Consider the following 16,408-nt stretch of genomic DNA (forward strand, 5'->3'; position numbering starts at 1 on the left):
GGCTGGCCCCGTCGTTCGCGTTCCCGAACCAGGAGAACCACGATGGATATGAACCGTCGGCAATTCTTCAAGGTCTGCGCAGTCGGCCTTGGGGGATCGAGCATGGCGGCGCTGGGCATGGCTCCACCGGATGCCTTCGCCGACCAGGTTCGCCACTTCAAACTGGCGAGCACCCGTGAGACGCGCAACACCTGCCCCTATTGCTCCGTCGGCTGCGGCCTGATCATGTACAGCCAGGGCGACGGCGGCAAGAACGTCACCCAGGAGATCATCCATATCGAGGGCGACGCCGACCACCCGGTCAACCGCGGCACCCTCTGCCCGAAAGGCGCCGGCCTGCTGGACTTCGTGCACAGCCCCAACCGCCTGAAGTACCCGCAGATCCGCGAGCCCGGCAGCAACGAGTGGACGCGCCTGGAATGGGACGACGCCCTGGAGCGCATCGCCAAGCTGGTGAAAGCCGACCGCGATGCCAACTTCATCGAGCGCAACGAGCAGGGCCAGACGGTCAACCGCTGGTTGACCACCGGTTTCCTCGCCGCCTCGGCCTCGTCCAACGAGTCGGGTTACCTCACCCACAAGGTGGTGCGCTCCCTCGGCATCCTGGGATTCGATAACCAAGCGCGTGTCTGACACGGCCCTACGGTGGCAGGTCTTGCCCCGACGTTTGGCCGCGGCGCCATGACCAATCACTGGGTCGACATCAAGAATGCCGACCTGGTGCTGATCATCGGTGGCAACGCCGCCGAAGCCCACCCCTGCGGCTTCAAGTGGGTCACCGAAGCCAAGGCGCACAACAAGGCGCGGCTGATCGTGGTCGATCCACGCTTCACCCGCTCGGCCTCGGTGGCCGACTACTACGCGCCGATCCGCACCGGCACCGACATCGCCTTCCTCGGCGGGCTGATCAACTACCTGATCAGCGAGGACAAGATCCAGCACGAGTACGTGAGCAACTACACCGACGCGGCCTTCATCGTCGACGACGGCTATGGCTTCGAGGACGGTCTGTTCAACGGCTACGATGCGGACAAGCGCGCCTATACGCAGAAGGCCACCTGGAGCTATGCGAAAGGCGAGGACGGCTTCACCCGCGTCGATCCGACCCTGCAGGATCCGCGCTGCGTGTTCCAGTTGATGAAGCGCCACTACAGCCGCTACACCGCGGAACTGGTCAGCAGCATCTGCGGTACGCCGCAAGAGGCGCTGCTCAAGGTCTGGGCGGAGATCGCCGAAACCTCGGCGCCGGGCAAGGCCATGACCATCCTCTACGCCCTCGGCTGGACCCAGCATACGGTCGGCTCGCAGATGATCCGCACCGGCGCCATGGTCCAGTTGCTGCTCGGTAACATCGGCATGCCCGGCGGCGGCATGAACGCCCTGCGCGGCCACTCCAACATCCAGGGGCTGACCGACCTCGGCCTGCTGTCCAACCTGCTGCCGGGCTACATGACTCTGCCCGGTGACGCCGAGCAGGACTACGCGGCCTATATCGCCAAGCGCACCAGCCTGCCGATGCGCCCGGGGCAGCTGTCCTACTGGCAGAACTACGAGAAGTTCCACGTCAGCCTGATGAAGGCCTGGTACGGCAAGAACGCCACGGCGGAGAACAACTGGGGCTACGACTGGCTGCCCAAGCTGGACATCCCCGGCTACGACGTGCTCAAGGTGTTCGACATGATGTACCAGGGCAAGGTCAACGGCTATTTCTGCCAGGGCTTCAACCCGATCGGCTCGTTCCCCAACAAGGCCAAGATCAGCGGTGCGCTGGCCAAGCTCAAGTACCTGGTGATCATGGACCCGCTGGCCACCGAGACCTCGGAGTTCTGGCGCAACGCCGGCGAGTTCAACGACGTCGACACCGCCAGCATCCAGACCACGGTGATCCGCCTGCCGACCACCTGCTTCGCCGAGGAGGATGGCTCGCTGGTCAACAGCGGGCGCTGGCTGCAGTGGCACTGGAAGGGCGGCGAGCCGCCAGGCCAGGCGCGCACCGACATCGCCATCATGGGCGGGCTGTTCCAGCGCCTGCGCAGACTGTACCGCGAGGAAGGCGGCGCCTATCCCGAGCCGATCCTCAACCTCGAGTGGAACTACCTGCGCCCGGACGAACCGGGGCCGGACGAGATCGCCCGCGAGTTCAGCGGCAAGGCCCTGGCCGATGTCAGCGATCCGGCGAGCGGCGCGCTGCTGGCCAAGGCCGGCGAACAACTGGCGGGGTTCGCCCAGTTGCGCGCCGACGGCTCGACCGCCTGCGGCTGCTGGATCTTCAGCGGCGCCTGGACCCAGCAGGGCAACCAGATGGCGCGGCGCGACAACGCCGACCCCTACAACATGGGGCAGACCAACGGCTGGGCCTGGGCCTGGCCGGCCAACCGGCGGATCCTCTACAACCGCGCCTCGGCCGACCTTTCCGGCCAGCCCTGGGACCCGGTGAAGAAGCGCCTGGTGTGGTGGAACGGCAAGGTCTGGACCGGCACCGACGTGCCCGACATCAAGCCTGATTCGCCACCGGAGGCGGGGATGAATCCGTTCATCATGAACCCCGAAGGGGTGGCGCGCTTCTTCGCCGTGGACAAGATGAACGAAGGGCCGTTCCCCGAGCACTACGAGCCGTTCGAGACACCGATCGGGCGCAATCCGCTGCACCCGGACAAGCCGCAGGCGACCAGCAATCCGGCGGCGCGGGTGTTCAAGAACGACCTGGAGGTGTTCGGCACGGCCGCCGAGTTCCCCTATGCGGCGACCACCTACCGGCTGACCGAGCATTTCCACTTCTGGACCAAGCACTGCCGGCTCGCCGCCATCACCCAGCCGGAGCAGTTCGTCGAGATCGGCGAGGTGCTGGGCAAGGAGCTGGGGATCAAGGCCGGCGACCGGGTCAAGGTGTCGTCCAACCGCGGCTTCATCAAGGCGGTGGCGGTGGTGACCAAGCGTCTCAAACCGCTGACGGTGGACGGCAAGACCGTGCACCAGGTCGGCATTCCGATCCACTGGGGTTTTTCCGGGGTGGCCAAGAACGGCTACATCACCAACACCCTGACCCCCTTCGTCGGCGACGGCAACACCCAGACGCCGGAGTTCAAATCGTTCCTGGTGAACGTGGAGAAGGTGTGACATGGCCACTCAAGACATCATCGCCCGCTCCGCCACCACCACGCCGATGCCCTCGGTACGCCTGGTCGGCGAGGTGGCCAAGCTGATCGACACCTCCAAGTGCATCGGTTGCAAGGCCTGCCAGGTCGCCTGTTCGGAATGGAACGACCTGCGTGACGAGGTCGGCAGCAACGTGGGGGTCTACGACAACCCGCGCGACCTGAGCGCCGAGTCCTGGACCCTGATGCGCTTCGCCGAGCACGAGAACCCCGCCGGCAACCTGGAGTGGCTGATCCGCAAGGACGGCTGCATGCACTGCGCCGAGCCGGGCTGCCTGGCGGCCTGCCCGAGCCCGGGGGCGATCGTCAAGTACGCCAACGGCATCGTCGACTTCAACCAGGACAAGTGCATCGGCTGCGGCTATTGCATCACCGGCTGCCCGTTCGACATCCCGCGCATCTCGCAGAAGGACCACAAGGCCTACAAGTGCACCCTGTGTTCCGACCGCGTGGCGGTGGGGCTGGAGCCGGCCTGCGTGAAGACCTGCCCGACCGGCGCCATCGTCTTCGGCAGCAAGGAGGACATGATCGAGCACGCCGATGGGCGGATCAAAGACCTCAAGGAGCGCGGCTTCGAGCAGGCCGGCTTGTACAACCCGGCCGGGGTCGGCGGCACCCATGTGATGTACGTGCTGCACCATGCCGACCAGCCCTCGCTGTACAGCGGCCTGCCGAACGATCCGAGCGTCAGCCCGCTGGTCGGCCTGTGGAAGGGCGTGAGCAAGCCGCTGGGGCTGCTGGCCATGGGCGTCACCGTGCTGCTGGGATTCTTCCACTACGTGCGGGTCGGCCCCAACCGGGTCGAAGAAGAGCCGCCGGCGGGCGAGCCGATCGTGCATGAGGTCGATCCCTCGGTGCATGTGGTGGATCCGAAGAAGCCCTAACCAGCCAGCAGGAGGCGCCTGGCTGCGGCGGGGCGCTTCCGGGAGCCAACGATGAACAATGACATCGAACGCTACACCCCTTCGGAGCGGAGCAACCACTGGGCCGTGGCCATTCTCTTCGTGCTCGCCGGGCTGAGCGGCCTGGCACTGTTCCATCCGGCGCTGTTCGGCCTCTCCGGGCTGTTCGGCGGCGGCGCCTGGACGCGCATCCTGCATCCCTTCCTCGGGGTGGCGATGTTCCTGCTGTTTCTCTGGATGGCAATCCGCTTCGCCGGGCATAACCGTCTCGACGCCAACGACCGCCAATGGCTCAGGCAGATGGGCGACGTGATCAACAACCGCGAGGAGCGCCTGCCGGAAGTCGGTCGCTACAACGCCGGACAGAAGCTGCTGTTCTGGGTGCTGGTGCTGAGCATGCTGGTGCTGCTGGTCAGCGGCATCGTCATCTGGCGCGAGTATTTCAGTGCAGCCTTCGGCATCGGGACCCTGCGCTGGGCCAGCCTGCTGCACGCCGCCTCGGCCTTGGTGCTGATCCTCGGCGTCCTCGTGCACATCTATGCGGCGATCTGGATCAAGGGCTCGCTGGGCGCCATGCTCCATGGCACGGTCAGCCGCGCCTGGGCGCGCAAGCACCATGCCGGTTGGTACAAGCAGCTCAGCCGCGAGCGCAAATAGTGCCCGCCGGGCACCCTCGGCAATCGGGGCTACGCTGTATTAAGACAGCTAGCCCGCTGGGGCACAGGTAAAAGGAGTCCTGCGTGTCAGGCACCATTCTCGAGCCGGGGCAGATCGAAGCTTCGGCGAGCAAGCCCCCATTCATCCAACTGCCGCCGCGCAACCTCTTCGCCCTGCGCGCCGCGCGTCTGGAAAAATATGCGGACGGTCATGCCCTGGCCGCCTACCTGCAGCTGTTGGCCGCGCTCTGCCGCGCCCAGCAGCAGGTGCTGGACGCGCCGCCCGAGCTGCCGGCGCTGGATGCGCGGCGCATCGAGCAATCGCTGACCCACGACCTGCCACCGCTGGCCGCCGATACCCTGGTGCGCGAGGACGCCTGGCTGCGCCAGCTGGACGCCCTGCTGGCGGCCTTCGCCGCGCCGACCGACAATCCCGCCGTCGCCGCCGCGCTGACGCAGCTGCGCCAGGCCGCTGCCGGGCAGCGCAAGGCCTGGGGCGTGGCCCTGGTCAGCGGCCAGTACGACAGCCTGCCGGCGGCGCTGCTGCCGTTCCTCGGCGCCGGCCTGCAACTGGCCTGGAGCCACTGGCTGCTCAGTCTCGGCCTCGACGACTTGCGCGAGCGCGAGGACCAGGCGCAGTGCCCGGCCTGCGGTGCGCCGCCGATGGCCGGGGTGATCCGCCAGCTTGGTCGGGTCAACGGCCTGCGCTATCTGGTCTGCTCGCTGTGCGCCTGCGAGTGGCATTACGTGCGGCTCAAGTGCAGCCACTGCCAGAGCACCAAGAAGCTCGACTACCTTCACCTCGACGGCTCGCCCCACGGCATCAAGGCCGAGGCCTGCCCGAGTTGCCACACCTACCTCAAGCAGCTGTATCTGGAACTGGACGCGCAGGGCGAGAGCCTGTCCGCCGACCTGCTCAGCCTCGACCTCGACCTGCTGCTGGCCGAGCGCGGCTACCTGCGCCGCGCACCCAACCTGCTGCTGGCGCCGGGCGGCGGGGACTGAGCGATGACCCACCCGGCACGCCTGCCTTCGGTGGACCGCCTGCTGCGCGCGCCGGCCTGTGCACCGCTGCAGCAGCGCTACGGTCGCGAGGCGTTGCTCAAGACCCTGCGCGACCTGCTAGACGAGCTGCGCGAGCCGGTCCGTCAGGGCCAACTGGCCAGCCAGGAGCTGTCCGAGGCGGTGCTCGCCGGGCGTGCCGGCGAACGTCTCGCGGCTTCCCAGCGCAGTCGCCTGCGGCGGCTGTTCAACCTGACCGGCACGGTGCTGCACACCAACCTCGGTCGCGCCCTGCTGCCGGAGGAGGCGGTCGAGGCGATCTGCCTGGCCGCGCGCCATCCGCTCAACCTGGAGTTCGACCTGGCGACCGGCAAGCGCGGCGACCGCGACCAGCTGGTCGAAGGCCTGCTCTGTGAGCTGACCGGTGCCGAGGCGGTCACCGTGGTCAACAACAACGCCGCCGCGGTGCTGCTGGCGCTCAACAGCCTGGGCGCGCGCAAGGAGGGCATCATCTCGCGCGGCGAACTGATCGAGATCGGCGGCGCCTTCCGCATCCCCGACATCATGGCCCGCGCCGGGGTCAAGCTGGTGGAGGTGGGCACCACCAACCGCACCCATGCCCGCGACTACCAGAACGCCATCGGCCCGCGCAGCGCCCTGCTGCTGCGCGTGCACACCAGCAACTACAGCGTGCAGGGCTTCACCGCCAGCGTCGCCACCGCCGAGCTGGCGGCCATCGCCCATGCCCACGGCCTGCCGCTGCTGGAAGACCTGGGCAGCGGCAGCCTGGTCGACCTCAGCCGCTGGGGCCTGCCCAGGGAGCCGACGGTGCAGGAGGCACTGCGCGACGGCGCGGACATCGTCACCTTCAGTGGCGATAAGCTGCTCGGCGGCCCCCAGGCCGGAATCATCGTCGGGCGCAAGGAGCTGATCGAACGGATCAAGAAAAACCCGCTGAAGCGCGCGCTGCGGGTGGACAAGCTGACGCTGGCGGCACTGGAGGCGGTGCTGGCTCTCTACCGCGACCCGGATCGGCTGGGCCAGCGCCTCACCAGTCTGCGTCTGCTCAGCCGCCCGCAGGCGGAGATCCGCGCCCAGGCCGAGCGCCTGGCACCGTCGCTGGCCGCCGTGCTCGGCGCGTTCTGGTGCGTCACCGTCGAAGACGCCTTGGGCATGATCGGCAGCGGCGCCCAGCCGGTGGCGCGCCTGCCCAGCGCCGCCCTGTGCCTGCGCCCGCAGCAACCCAAGCGTTTGCGCGGGCGCGCTCTGCGCCAGCTGGAGGAGGCGCTGCGCCGGTTGCCGATCCCGGTGCTCGGCCGCCTCGACGACGATGCCCTGTGGCTCGACCTGCGCCAGCTCGACGACGAGCCGGCGTTCCTCGCGCAACTGGCCCAGCTGCACCCGGAGGCGCCGTGATAGTCGGCACCGCCGGGCACATCGACCACGGCAAGACCGCGCTGCTGCGCGCGCTCACCGGCATCGAGGGCGACCGCCGCCCGGCCGAGCGCGAACGCGGTATCACCATCGACCTGGGCTATGTCTACGCGCCGCTGGACGGCGATGAACTGACCGGCTTTATCGACGTGCCGGGGCATGAGCGCTTCGTTCACAACATGCTCGCCGGCGCCTGCGGCATCGACCTGGTGCTGCTGTTGGTGGCGGCCGACGACGGAGTGATGCCGCAGACCCGCGAACACCTGGCGATCGTCGAACTGTTGGGTATTCGCCGCGCCCTGGTGGCCCTGAGCAAGATCGACCGGGTCGGCGCCGAGCGGATCGCCGAGGTGCGCGCGCAGATCGCCGCGTTGCTGGCGCCGGGGCCACTGGCCGGCAGCGCCATCTTTCCGGTCGCCAGCCTGAGCGGCGAGGGCGTCGAGGCCCTGCGCCAGGCCCTGATCGAGCAAGCCCGGGCCTGCCGCGCACGCAGCGCCGAGGGCTACTTTCGCCTGCCCATCGACCGCGCCTTCAGCCTCAGCGGCAGCGGCGTGGTGGTGACCGGCACGGCCTTCGCCGGGCAGGTGCGGGTCGGCGACGAACTCGTGCTCAGCCCCACCGGTCGCCCGCTGCGGGTGCGCGGCCTGCATGCGCAGAACCGCGAAGCCGAGCAGGCCCAGGCCGGCCAGCGGGTGGCGCTGAACCTGGCCGGCGAGCGCCTGACGCTGGAGCAGCTGCACCGCGGCGACTGGCTGCTGCAGCCGGTCCTGCACGCGCCGAGCAGCCGGATCGACTGCGAGCTGCAGCTGCTGCCCGGCGAGGCTCGCGAGCTCAAGCACTGGACGCCCGTGCACGTGCACCTGGGCGCCCAGGACGTGACCGCACGGGTCGCCCTGCTCGAGGGCGAAAGCCTGGCACCGGGGGCCAGCATGCTGGCGCAACTGCTGCTCAACGCGCCGGTGCACGCGGTGCATGGCGACCGCCTGGTGCTGCGCGACCAGTGCGCCCGGCGCACCCTCGGCGGCGGTGTGGTGCTCGACCCCTTCGCCCCGGCCCGCGGTCGCCGCGGCGAGGCGCGCCTGAGCCAGTTGCGCGCGTTACGCGGCGCCACGCTGGAAAGCGCGGTGCCGGCGCTGCTGGCCACGGCGGAGAACGGCCTGGATCCGCTGGCACTGGAGCGCCAGTTCAACCGCCCGCAAGATAGCTGGCAGCTGCCGGACGCCATCCTCAGCATCGCCACCCGCCTGGGCCCGCGGCTGTTCGACCGGCAGCGCTGGCAGGCGCTGGGCGACAGGCTGGTCGAGGGGCTGCAGCGCTTCCACGACGAGCAGCCGGACGAGCTGGGCCCGGACCGCGACCGCCTGCGCCGCTACGCCTTGGCGCAACTGGAGCGACCGCTGTTCATCGCCCTGCTGGAAGCGGCCATGGCCGCCGGGCGCATCGAGGCCAGCGGGCCCTGGCTGCACCGTCCGGAACACCGGGTGCACCTGAGCGCGGCGGACGAGGCGCTGAAACAACGCCTGTGGCCGCTGCTCGCAGCCGGCGGCTTCGACCCGCCCTGGGTGCGCGACCTGGGCCGCGCGCTGACGGTGGAGGAAGGCCAGGTGCGCCTGCTGCTGCGCAAGCTGGCGCGCCTCGGTCTGCTGCAGCAGGTGGTCAAGGATCTGTTCTACCCGGAGGCGACCATCCGCCAGTTGGCCGACGAGCTGCTGCGCCTGGAGGATCAGGCCGGAGTGATTCGCGCCGCGGCCTTTCGCGACCGCATCCAGCTCGGGCGCAAGCGCAGCATCCAGATTCTCGAGCACTTCGACCGTATCGGCCTGACCCGTCGCTTCGGCAACGAACGCAAGGTCCGCCGCGACAGCGCCCTGGCGCAGAGCGGTGGTAGGAGCGCGCATTCCGGGCCTGACTGAGGTGCGGACACGAATTAAGGAAGGCAATCGCGCCCGGTGGCGCGGCCGGGCTTCAAACCCGGTGGGGGACGGCAGCCGTTCCCGGGTGGGTTCGACTCCCACTACCTTCCGCCATTTTCCGCGTCTGCCGCTCGGCAGGCGCATCAGTCGTGACGCAAGACCTGCACGCCATGGTCCTGCGGGTCGAAGCCATCCAGGCGCATCTGCGCGGCGAAGGCCGCCAGCGCCGCCTCGCCCTGCAGGAACTCGCCGCGCACGGCGGCCCAGTCGTGCGGGCGCAGGCGCACCAGCCAGCCGGCGCCGTAGCAGTCCTGGTTGATCAGGCCGGGGCGTGTGAGCAGGGCTTCGTTGCTTTCCACCAGCTCGCCGGCCAGCGGGCTGCGCGCCGAGGCGGCGGCCTTGGCGAATTCGACCACGCCGAAGCTGCGGTCGCGTTCGATGCGAGTGCCGACGCGCTTGCCGGTGAAGGCGAAGATCTGCCCGTAGAGCGCGCAACCGTAGGCGGTCAGGCCCAGGGTCAGGCAGCCGTCGGCGTCCTCGCGCAACCAGAGGTTGTAGGCCGGGGCGTAGAGCAGCTCGGCGGGGAATTCCAGGCCATGGAGCGTCACAGGCTGAGCACCTTGTCGTATTCGAGGATCATCTGCGCCAGTTCGCCGCCGCTGGAAATCTCGTCGAGTTCGGCGATCAGCGCTTGCGGGTCGACCGTCACCCCGGGCTGGCGGCACATCAGCAGGCGGGCGCCGGCTTGCTTGGCCTGGCCGATGAAGTGCAGCAGCGGCTCGCCGCCGTCCACCGCGCGCAGCGTCTCGGCGACTTCGCGGCGGGCCAGTTGGGTGCCTTCGCCGCTGAGGTAGAGGACCACCTCGGCGTCCATACAGGCCAGCAGGGTGGCGATATGGAAGGGCGCGGCGCAGCGTGCCGGGGTGCTCGGGCCGCTGCTCACCAGGATCAGCACGCGTTGCGCGGTGGTTTCAGTCAAGGACCTTCTCCAGTTGCACCAGGGCCACCCGCCGGCCTTGGGGATCGCGGCGTTCGACGATGGCCTGGGGCCGATAACCGAGTTTGGTGTAGAGCAGCAGGCCGGCGGCATTGGCGTTGAAACAGGATACCGCCATGCGTCCGGCCTTGAATTGCTCGCGGGCTTGCCGTTCCATCACCGCGATCAGGTAGTGCGCCACGCCCTGGCCGCGAGCCCAGGGCGCGATCATCAGATTGCCCAGGGCACAGAACTCGCCATGTTGCCACTGGTAGAAGTTGGCGAAGCCGGCGAGTCGACCCTCCAGCAGCGCCACGGTGCTGTTGCGCCGCTCGGCGCTGGCCGCGGCGAGCTGGCCGACGGTCAACGGCCAGGCCGCCTTGGGGTAGCAGAAGAACAGTTCCTCCGGGGTGAGGACGAAGCCGACCACCTCGTGCAGGTCGGTGGCGCTGGCGGGGCGCTGGGTAAGCATTGCCGAGTGATTCATCGGGCGTCCTGGTGAGCGGGGCATGCCATTAATCTAGCTTATAGGCGCAGGCCGGTGCCTGTGCCATTGCGCATGGTCAATGAATAGTGGCGCGCTAGTGCGGCGGGTATTGGCTGAGCACCTTGGCCACCGTTTCGCGGATCTTCGCGCTGCGTTCGCTCGGGTTCGCTTGGTTGTCGCGCACAATCTGTTGGCCGCTGCCGCGCCAGACCAGCTTGCCGTCCTGGCTGTCGTACAGGTCGATCTGCAGGGTGCCGGTCTGGTAGTCCAGGGTGCGGGTTTCGCTGTAGCCCGGGCCGCCCCAGTAGCCGTTCCACGACCCGCCCCAGAAACCGCCGTAATGGGTGGTGACCTGATCCTGGCGCTGATCGACGATCAACCAGACCTGCACCTTGAGGTCGCCGGCGCTACCCGCAGGTATCAGGCGCAGACCGCGCTGGTCGAGCTGTTCGGCGACTGCGCTGCGGATGCGTTGTTCGGTCAGGTCGCTCTTCAGGCGCGGGTCATCGGGACGGTATTGCACGGCCGGTTCCTGCCAGTTCCAGCTGCGGTAGGCGGCAAAGTCGCGGTCCGGGTCGAAGTCGCGATTGAGCTGGGTGGTCTGGCAGGCGCCGAGCAACAGCAGGGCGGGCATCAGCAGCAGGTGCAAACGCATGATCGAACCTCCAGGGTCTTGGGCGAATGCACACCGGTGCGTGCGCCAAGAACCGATGATTGCTGTGTATCAGGTTGGCGGGTAATTCTCCAGGGCACGTTGCAGGGCCGCCCGCAGCGCCTTGCTGCGTTCGGCCTGGCGGCCGGCGCTGAGCATTTCGGCGCTGCCGCTCCACACGGGTTGGCCGTCCCGAGCGTCGAACAGGTCGATGCGTACGATCAGCACTTCTTCCTCGTAGGTGCGGACCAGCGGCGCACTGCCCCACAGGCCGTAGTCGTGCCAGTAGCGGCCGTGGCCGTAATAGCCGCCGTAGTCCTCGCGAACCTGTCGAATGCGCCGCTCCAGGTGCAGCTCGGTGCTGACTTCGAGGTCGGCGGCGCTGCCGGGTGGTGCCGGGCGCAGGCCGCGCTGATCGAGGGCGTTGCTCAGCGCCTCCTGGACCAGGGCCGAGCTGGCCCAGGCACTGCCGGCCGGCTGCTGGCCATCGCGCCAGGTCCAGCTGCGGTAGTGCGCATAATCACGCGCCGGCGCCGGGTAGGCGCTGAGGTCGAGGTGTTGGGCGGCTTGCGCCGGGGCCGGCGGCAGCGGGGACGATTGCGCCGTGTAGGGATTGCTGCTTTGGCACGCTGCCAGCAAGGGCAGCAGCAACAGCAGGGGGAATACTTTCATCGTGCTCTCCGCCAGCGCCTCGCGGGCCGCCCCTCGGTCGCCCGGATGAAATCCGGGAATTCGATCAATGCCCCCGGATTGCATCCGGGCTATGACTTCGTGCGCCGCAGTCAGCGCGGTCGGCAGATCCAGTGCAGATAGCGGCCCAGACCGGCAAAACTTGGGTGGCGGCGGTAGGCCAGCTCCATTTCCAGCAGGTCGATCAGCTCGGCCTTGGCCTGGAACTCATGGGGCATGTAGTCGTGGAAAACCCGCACGCCACTCTGACTTTCGACCTGCCAATGGGCCTCGAGTTGCGCCGCCAGCTCGCGCGGATCGATCGGCCGCTGCGGCGTCAGGCTCTGTTTTTCCCCGGCGAATTCGGCCTTGCGCAGCTTGCGGAAATGGCCCTTGAGCAGGTTGCGGTAGATCAGCGCGTCCTTGTTGTAGAAGGCCAGCGACAGCCAGCCGCCCGGCGCGCAGAGTTGCTGCAGCACCGGCAGGATGGCCTGCGGCTCGGCCAGCCATTCGAGCACCGCATGACAGACCACCAGGTCATAGGGTTGCTCGAGCTGGCCGAGCAGTTCCTGCCAGGGCGCCTGGATGAAGGTCGCCGGCTGAGCGGCCGCGGCGAAGCGCTCACGGGCGCCGGCGAGCATCGGTTCGGCGGGTTCGGCGAGGGTCACCAGGTGGCCGCGTTCGGCCAGCCACAGCGCCATATGGCCGAGGCCGGCGCCGATGTCCAGCACCCGCAGCGGTCGATCCGGCAGGGCTTCGGCGAGGTCGGCCTGGAGCACCGCCAGGCGAATCGCGCCCTTGGCGCCGCCATAGATCTTCTCGGCGAAGCGCGTCGCCAGTTCATCGAAATGCCGGTCGCTCATGGCGTGAACCGCCGTTCGCTGTCGGCCAGCTTGGCGCGCACCGCCTGCTCCATGTCGATCCCCAGTTCGCTGCACAGCAGCAACAGGTAGAGCACGATATCGCCCACCTCCTGGCCGGCGTGTTGCAGCTGCTCCGGGGCGAGCTGGCGCGATTGCGCCTCGCTCAGCCACTGGAAGATCTCCACCAGCTCGGCCATCTCCACGCTGGCGGCCATGGCCAGGTTCTTCGGGCTGTGGAATTGCCGCCAGTCGTTGCGGTCGCGGATGGCATGCAGGCGGGTGGTGAGTTCGGTCAGGTTCATGCGGCTCCGGGGGGATGCGCTGGGGTGGAAACGCATTGTTTCACGGGGTCAGATCAGCTGCCAGCTGCCAACCATGTGCGGCAGGTCGTCTTTGCCGGTGAGGCTGAGCTGGCCATGGGCCGCCGGCTCGCTGGCGCGCAGCCGCAGCGTGGCGGGTAACAGCACCGGCTTGTGGAAACGCACATCCATGGCATAGCCGGCGGCCGGCAGGTGTTGGCTCAGCGCCGCCAGGCTGCGCGCCTTGTTCCACAAACCGTGGGCGATGGCGTGCGGGAAGCCGAACAGCCTGGCGCTGGCCGCGCTGAGATGGATCGGGTTGTAGTCGCCAGCCACGCGGGCGTAGGCGCGGCCGATGTTGGCGGGGGCCTGCCAGCTGTCGACCTCGAGCAATTGCAGCGCGGCCTCCTCGCTGCGCTCGATAACCGGCCCCTCCAGCGTGAGGTCGCGGCAGAGAATCCGGCTGTCGCCCTCCCAGAGCGGCCCGAGCGGGTCCTGCAGGCGCGTGATCAGGCTGAATACCGCGCCTTTTTCGTGCGCGGCCAGGTTGTTCACTGCCACGCTGACGACGAAGGGCCCGAGGCCGCGCAACGGACGAATCACCCGGATGCGATTTTCCAGGTGCACCAGGCCCAGCAGCGGGAAGGGGAAGCCTTGTTCGGTGAGCAGCTTCAGCTGCAGGGCAAAGGCCAGGACGTGCGGGTAGGTGGCGGGTAGCCGGCCATCGTCGCGAAACCCGCAAATCTGCCGGTAACGCGCCAGATGCTCGGGGTTGACCTCGACCTGGCAGCGCAGGCCCCGGTTCGGCAGGGTCCGGCCGGTCACTGCGCGGCGCAGTGCGGCGCGCAGATACAGGCCAGGCAGGGCGGGTGGGGCGGGCAGGTCGAGCCAGTCGCTAGCCATGGGCAAACTCCTTGGACGCAAGGGCAGCAGCTTAGTCTGCTACTGGTTTGACCCTGTTCGCCCTGGCTTGATTCCAGGCCCGGTGGTCAAACCGTCTTGTGCCTTGAACCGGGAGGCTGCTAGGTGCTGGTTGTCTCGTCCTGCGCGCGGGCTTCGCCCTGCAGTAGCGCCGCCTTGCGTGCCAGCCCCCAGCGGTAGCCACTCAACCCGCCGTCGGCGCCGATCACCCGATGGCAGGGCACCAGCAGGCCCAGCGGATTGCTCGCGCAGGCCCGCGCCACCGCGCGCGGGTGGCTGCCGATGCTGGCGGCCAGTTCGCCATAGCGCCGCGTCTGCCCCGCCGGGATTTGCTGCAGGGCGCGCCACACCTGGTGCTGAAACACCGTGCCGCGCAGGTCCAGGGGCAACTGCGTGGCGCGTTGCGGTTCCTCGATTTGGCCGATGACCTGGCGCAGCCAGTCGCCCAGGCCGGCATCGTCGCGTTGCAGCCGGGCGGCGGCGAAGCGCTGGCGCAACTCGCTTTCCACCTCCTCGGGGCTGTCGCCGAACAGCAGGGCGCAGACGCCCTTGGCGCTGCTGGCCAGCAGCAGCTGGCCGAGCGGACAGGCGGCGATGGCGTAGCGCAGGGTTTCTCCGGCGGCCTGGCGCCGGCGTTGCGCCGGGCTCAAGCCATCGTGGTGTTGATACAGTGCTCTGGTGTCGGAGTAGCCGGCGGCTAGCGCGGCATCCAGCACCGAACCGGCCTGCGCCAGGCCGGCCTCCAGGTGTGCGCGGCGCTGGGCATTGGCCCAGGCCTTCGGCGTCAGCCCGGTGCGCGCCTTGAATGCGCGGGCTAGGTGCGAGGGCGACAGGCCGATGCGTGCGGCGAGCTGGGCGAGGCTGGGCGTTTTGTCCGGTTCGACCAGCAGGCGGCAGGCGGCGGCGACCAGTTGATCGAGTTGTTCGGCCGGGCTGGCGCCCTGCGGCAAGCAGCGTTTGCACGGGCGAAACCCCGCCGCTTCGGCGCTCGCCGCGGTGGCATGAAAGCTGACGTTGTCGCGCCGTGGCCTTCGCGCCGGACAGCTCGGCCGGCAATAGATGCCGGTGGAACGCACGGCGAAGACGAACTGGTTATCGCGCGCGGCATCGCGTGCGCAGACGGCTTGCCAGCAAAGATCGGTGTCGAGCATGGCGCGGCTCCGCAGAATGATGAGTCGATTGTCGACCCTTGCGCCGAGCACGCCAATGCGAATTGCACTTTCAAAGTGTGCTGTCCGGATTGCGCTTCAAGTTCCTCAGCGGTCGTGAAAATATCGAGCACCATAGCGAGGCCGCCGCCAGCTGCTGTTCAGTGCCAGTCGAGGCTCAGCGCCTCCTGCCAGGCGAAGCGCTCGAAGTGGCTGGCGACCACCTGCTTGAGCTTTTCCAGTTGCGCGTGGTCCGCGCTCTGCACGGTCAGGCGCAGGCCATCGCGCTCGGCATCCAGCAGCGCCAGGCCGAAGGCGAACTCGATACGGCCCTGCTGCTCATCGAAACTCACCGGGATCTTGTGGGCGAAGTGCTTGCACAGGCGGCCGATATAGCGCCCCGGGGTGGCGGTAGGTACATGGCTGGTGGCGGTTAGGGTCATGGGTTCTCCAGGGAATGGGTAAGACCGCTGCTGCAGGAGCGGATTGATCCGCGAAACAAACCGAATCATCGACAAACCTCGCGGCTAAAGCCGAACGTCGCCCGGCCGCGCCTGCGACCGCCAACGCTGCTCATGGATTCAAATCGCTGCGGACTTTGGCTCAATAGCCGACGGTAAAACGCTGGCGGATATGTTGCGGGCGCTCCAGCTCATCGATGATTGCCACCGCCAGGTCGGCCACGGAAATCCCTGCCGGCGCTTCGCCCTTCATCAGCAACTGATCGCCGCCGATGCGGAACTGGCCAGTGCGCTCGCCCGGGTGCAGGAGGGCAGGTGGCGAGACAAAGCTCCAGTCCAGTGTGGTTTCGCCCTGGATCAGCTTCAGGGCCTGGCGCGCGCCTTCGGCGCCTTCCTTGTACTCGTCGGGGAAGTCCGGCGTGTCGAGCAGTTGCAGGTTCGGCGCGACATACAGGCTGCCGGCACCACCGACCACCAGCAGACGCTTGACCCCGGCCTGCTTGACCGCGGCGTAGATGGCTTGGCTGCCCTGGATAAACAGCTCGCGGATATTTGCCTGGCCCCAGCCCGGGTTGAAGGCGTGGATCACCGCATCGTGGCCCGCCAGGGTGCGGGCCAGGGCGTCGGCGTCATAGGCATCGCCGGCCACGGCGGTCAGCGCCGCATGCGTCGGCAGTTTTTCTGGATGGCGGACGATGCCGGTGACTTGGTGGCCACGGTTCAGGGCTTCCTGCAGGATGGCTGCGCCAACGAAGCCGCTGGCGCCGATCAGGGCGAGTTTCATGGGTGTCTCCCGGTAAGTTTCGTGGAGACAGATAATCGCAGCTGGATAAAGATCAGAAAAATAGGCTAAAAAGACTTTCACTATTA

The 16,408-nt window shown here is 68.2% G+C and carries 17 protein-coding genes and 1 tRNA gene; 7 read left to right on the forward strand and 11 right to left on the reverse strand.

The window, feature by feature from the left end; translation table 11 throughout:
- The first annotated feature begins 42 nt into the window (after positions 1 to 42).
- The 7 genes from fdnG to G9C89_RS01520 all read left to right on the forward strand — a co-directional run bounded on the left by fdnG (position 43) and on the right by G9C89_RS01520 (position 9,176).
- A complete protein-coding gene (gene fdnG, locus G9C89_RS01490) occupies positions 43 to 3,117 on the forward strand; it encodes a formate dehydrogenase-N subunit alpha (protein ID WP_172143636.1) in 3,075 nt (1,024 codons plus the stop codon).
- Between the two features lies 1 nt (position 3,118).
- Complete coding sequence (gene fdxH / locus G9C89_RS01495) at positions 3,119 to 4,039, forward strand: formate dehydrogenase subunit beta (RefSeq protein WP_172143638.1); 921 nt, start codon at positions 3,119 to 3,121, stop codon at positions 4,037 to 4,039.
- A 51-nt stretch (positions 4,040 to 4,090) separates the two neighbouring features.
- Positions 4,091 to 4,714, forward strand: coding sequence for a formate dehydrogenase subunit gamma (locus G9C89_RS01500; RefSeq protein ID WP_172143640.1), 624 nt, complete (start codon positions 4,091 to 4,093; stop codon positions 4,712 to 4,714).
- An 83-nt stretch (positions 4,715 to 4,797) separates the two neighbouring features.
- The gene (gene fdhE, locus G9C89_RS01505; RefSeq protein ID WP_172143642.1) at positions 4,798 to 5,718 is read left to right on the forward strand and encodes a formate dehydrogenase accessory protein FdhE; all 921 of its coding nucleotides are present in this window, start codon (positions 4,798 to 4,800) and stop codon (positions 5,716 to 5,718) included.
- A 3-nt stretch (positions 5,719 to 5,721) separates the two neighbouring features.
- Positions 5,722 to 7,131, forward strand: coding sequence for an L-seryl-tRNA(Sec) selenium transferase (gene selA / locus G9C89_RS01510; RefSeq protein WP_172143644.1), 1,410 nt, complete (start codon positions 5,722 to 5,724; stop codon positions 7,129 to 7,131).
- Positions 7,128 to 9,062, forward strand: coding sequence for a selenocysteine-specific translation elongation factor (selB, locus tag G9C89_RS01515; RefSeq protein WP_172143646.1), 1,935 nt, complete (start codon positions 7,128 to 7,130; stop codon positions 9,060 to 9,062). Before selA ends, selB begins: the two co-directional genes overlap by 4 nt.
- Positions 9,063 to 9,080: 18 nt before the next feature.
- Positions 9,081 to 9,176: transfer RNA gene (locus tag G9C89_RS01520), tRNA-Sec, on the forward strand.
- Positions 9,177 to 9,205: 29 nt separating this feature from the next.
- On the opposite strand, the gene G9C89_RS01525 is transcribed toward G9C89_RS01520, so the two are convergent.
- The 11 genes from G9C89_RS01525 to G9C89_RS01575 all read right to left on the reverse strand — a co-directional run bounded on the left by G9C89_RS01525 (position 9,206) and on the right by G9C89_RS01575 (position 16,322).
- Positions 9,206 to 9,670 (reverse strand): glycine cleavage system protein H, encoded by a 465-nt coding sequence (locus G9C89_RS01525; RefSeq protein WP_172143648.1) that lies wholly within the window; start codon positions 9,668 to 9,670, stop codon positions 9,206 to 9,208.
- Entirely contained in the window at positions 9,667 to 10,041 is a 375-nt protein-coding gene (locus tag G9C89_RS01530) for a DsrE family protein (RefSeq protein WP_256674087.1), read from the reverse strand. The genes G9C89_RS01525 and G9C89_RS01530 overlap by 4 nt, the downstream gene beginning before the upstream one ends.
- Entirely contained in the window at positions 10,034 to 10,525 is a 492-nt protein-coding gene (locus G9C89_RS01535) for a GNAT family N-acetyltransferase (protein WP_172143652.1), read from the reverse strand. The genes G9C89_RS01530 and G9C89_RS01535 overlap by 8 nt, the downstream gene beginning before the upstream one ends.
- Positions 10,526 to 10,619: 94 nt before the next feature.
- Entirely contained in the window at positions 10,620 to 11,180 is a 561-nt protein-coding gene (locus tag G9C89_RS01540) for a DUF4136 domain-containing protein (RefSeq protein WP_172143654.1), read from the reverse strand.
- Between the two features lie 69 nt (positions 11,181 to 11,249).
- Positions 11,250 to 11,849: a DUF4136 domain-containing protein gene (locus tag G9C89_RS01545; protein ID WP_172143656.1), complete on the reverse strand. Its 600-nt coding sequence runs from the start codon at positions 11,847 to 11,849 to the stop codon at positions 11,250 to 11,252.
- A gap of 110 nt (positions 11,850 to 11,959) precedes the next feature.
- Entirely contained in the window at positions 11,960 to 12,709 is a 750-nt protein-coding gene (locus G9C89_RS01550) for a methyltransferase domain-containing protein (RefSeq protein WP_172143658.1), read from the reverse strand.
- Positions 12,706 to 13,011 carry a nucleotide pyrophosphohydrolase gene (locus G9C89_RS01555; protein WP_172143660.1) on the reverse strand — a complete coding sequence of 102 codons (306 nt, stop codon included), beginning with the start codon at positions 13,009 to 13,011 and terminating at the stop codon, positions 12,706 to 12,708. The genes G9C89_RS01550 and G9C89_RS01555 overlap by 4 nt, the downstream gene beginning before the upstream one ends.
- A 48-nt stretch (positions 13,012 to 13,059) precedes the next feature.
- Entirely contained in the window at positions 13,060 to 13,911 is an 852-nt protein-coding gene (locus G9C89_RS01560) for a MaoC family dehydratase (protein WP_172143662.1), read from the reverse strand.
- 119 nt (positions 13,912 to 14,030) lie between these two features.
- Positions 14,031 to 15,080, reverse strand: coding sequence for a bifunctional DNA-binding transcriptional regulator/O6-methylguanine-DNA methyltransferase Ada (ada, locus tag G9C89_RS01565; protein ID WP_172143664.1), 1,050 nt, complete (start codon positions 15,078 to 15,080; stop codon positions 14,031 to 14,033).
- A 158-nt stretch (positions 15,081 to 15,238) separates the two neighbouring features.
- On the reverse strand, positions 15,239 to 15,520 hold the full coding sequence (locus tag G9C89_RS01570) for a DUF2218 domain-containing protein (protein ID WP_172143666.1): 282 nt from the start codon (positions 15,518 to 15,520) through the stop codon (positions 15,239 to 15,241).
- A gap of 160 nt (positions 15,521 to 15,680) precedes the next feature.
- On the reverse strand, positions 15,681 to 16,322 hold the full coding sequence (locus tag G9C89_RS01575; RefSeq protein WP_172143668.1) for an NAD(P)-dependent oxidoreductase: 642 nt from the start codon (positions 16,320 to 16,322) through the stop codon (positions 15,681 to 15,683).
- Between the last annotated feature and the right edge of the window lie 86 nt (positions 16,323 to 16,408).

Origin of the sequence: Pseudomonas tumuqii (genome assembly GCF_013184545.1) — a bacterium.
In the GTDB taxonomy this organism is placed as follows: domain Bacteria; phylum Pseudomonadota; class Gammaproteobacteria; order Pseudomonadales; family Pseudomonadaceae; genus Aquipseudomonas; species Aquipseudomonas tumuqii.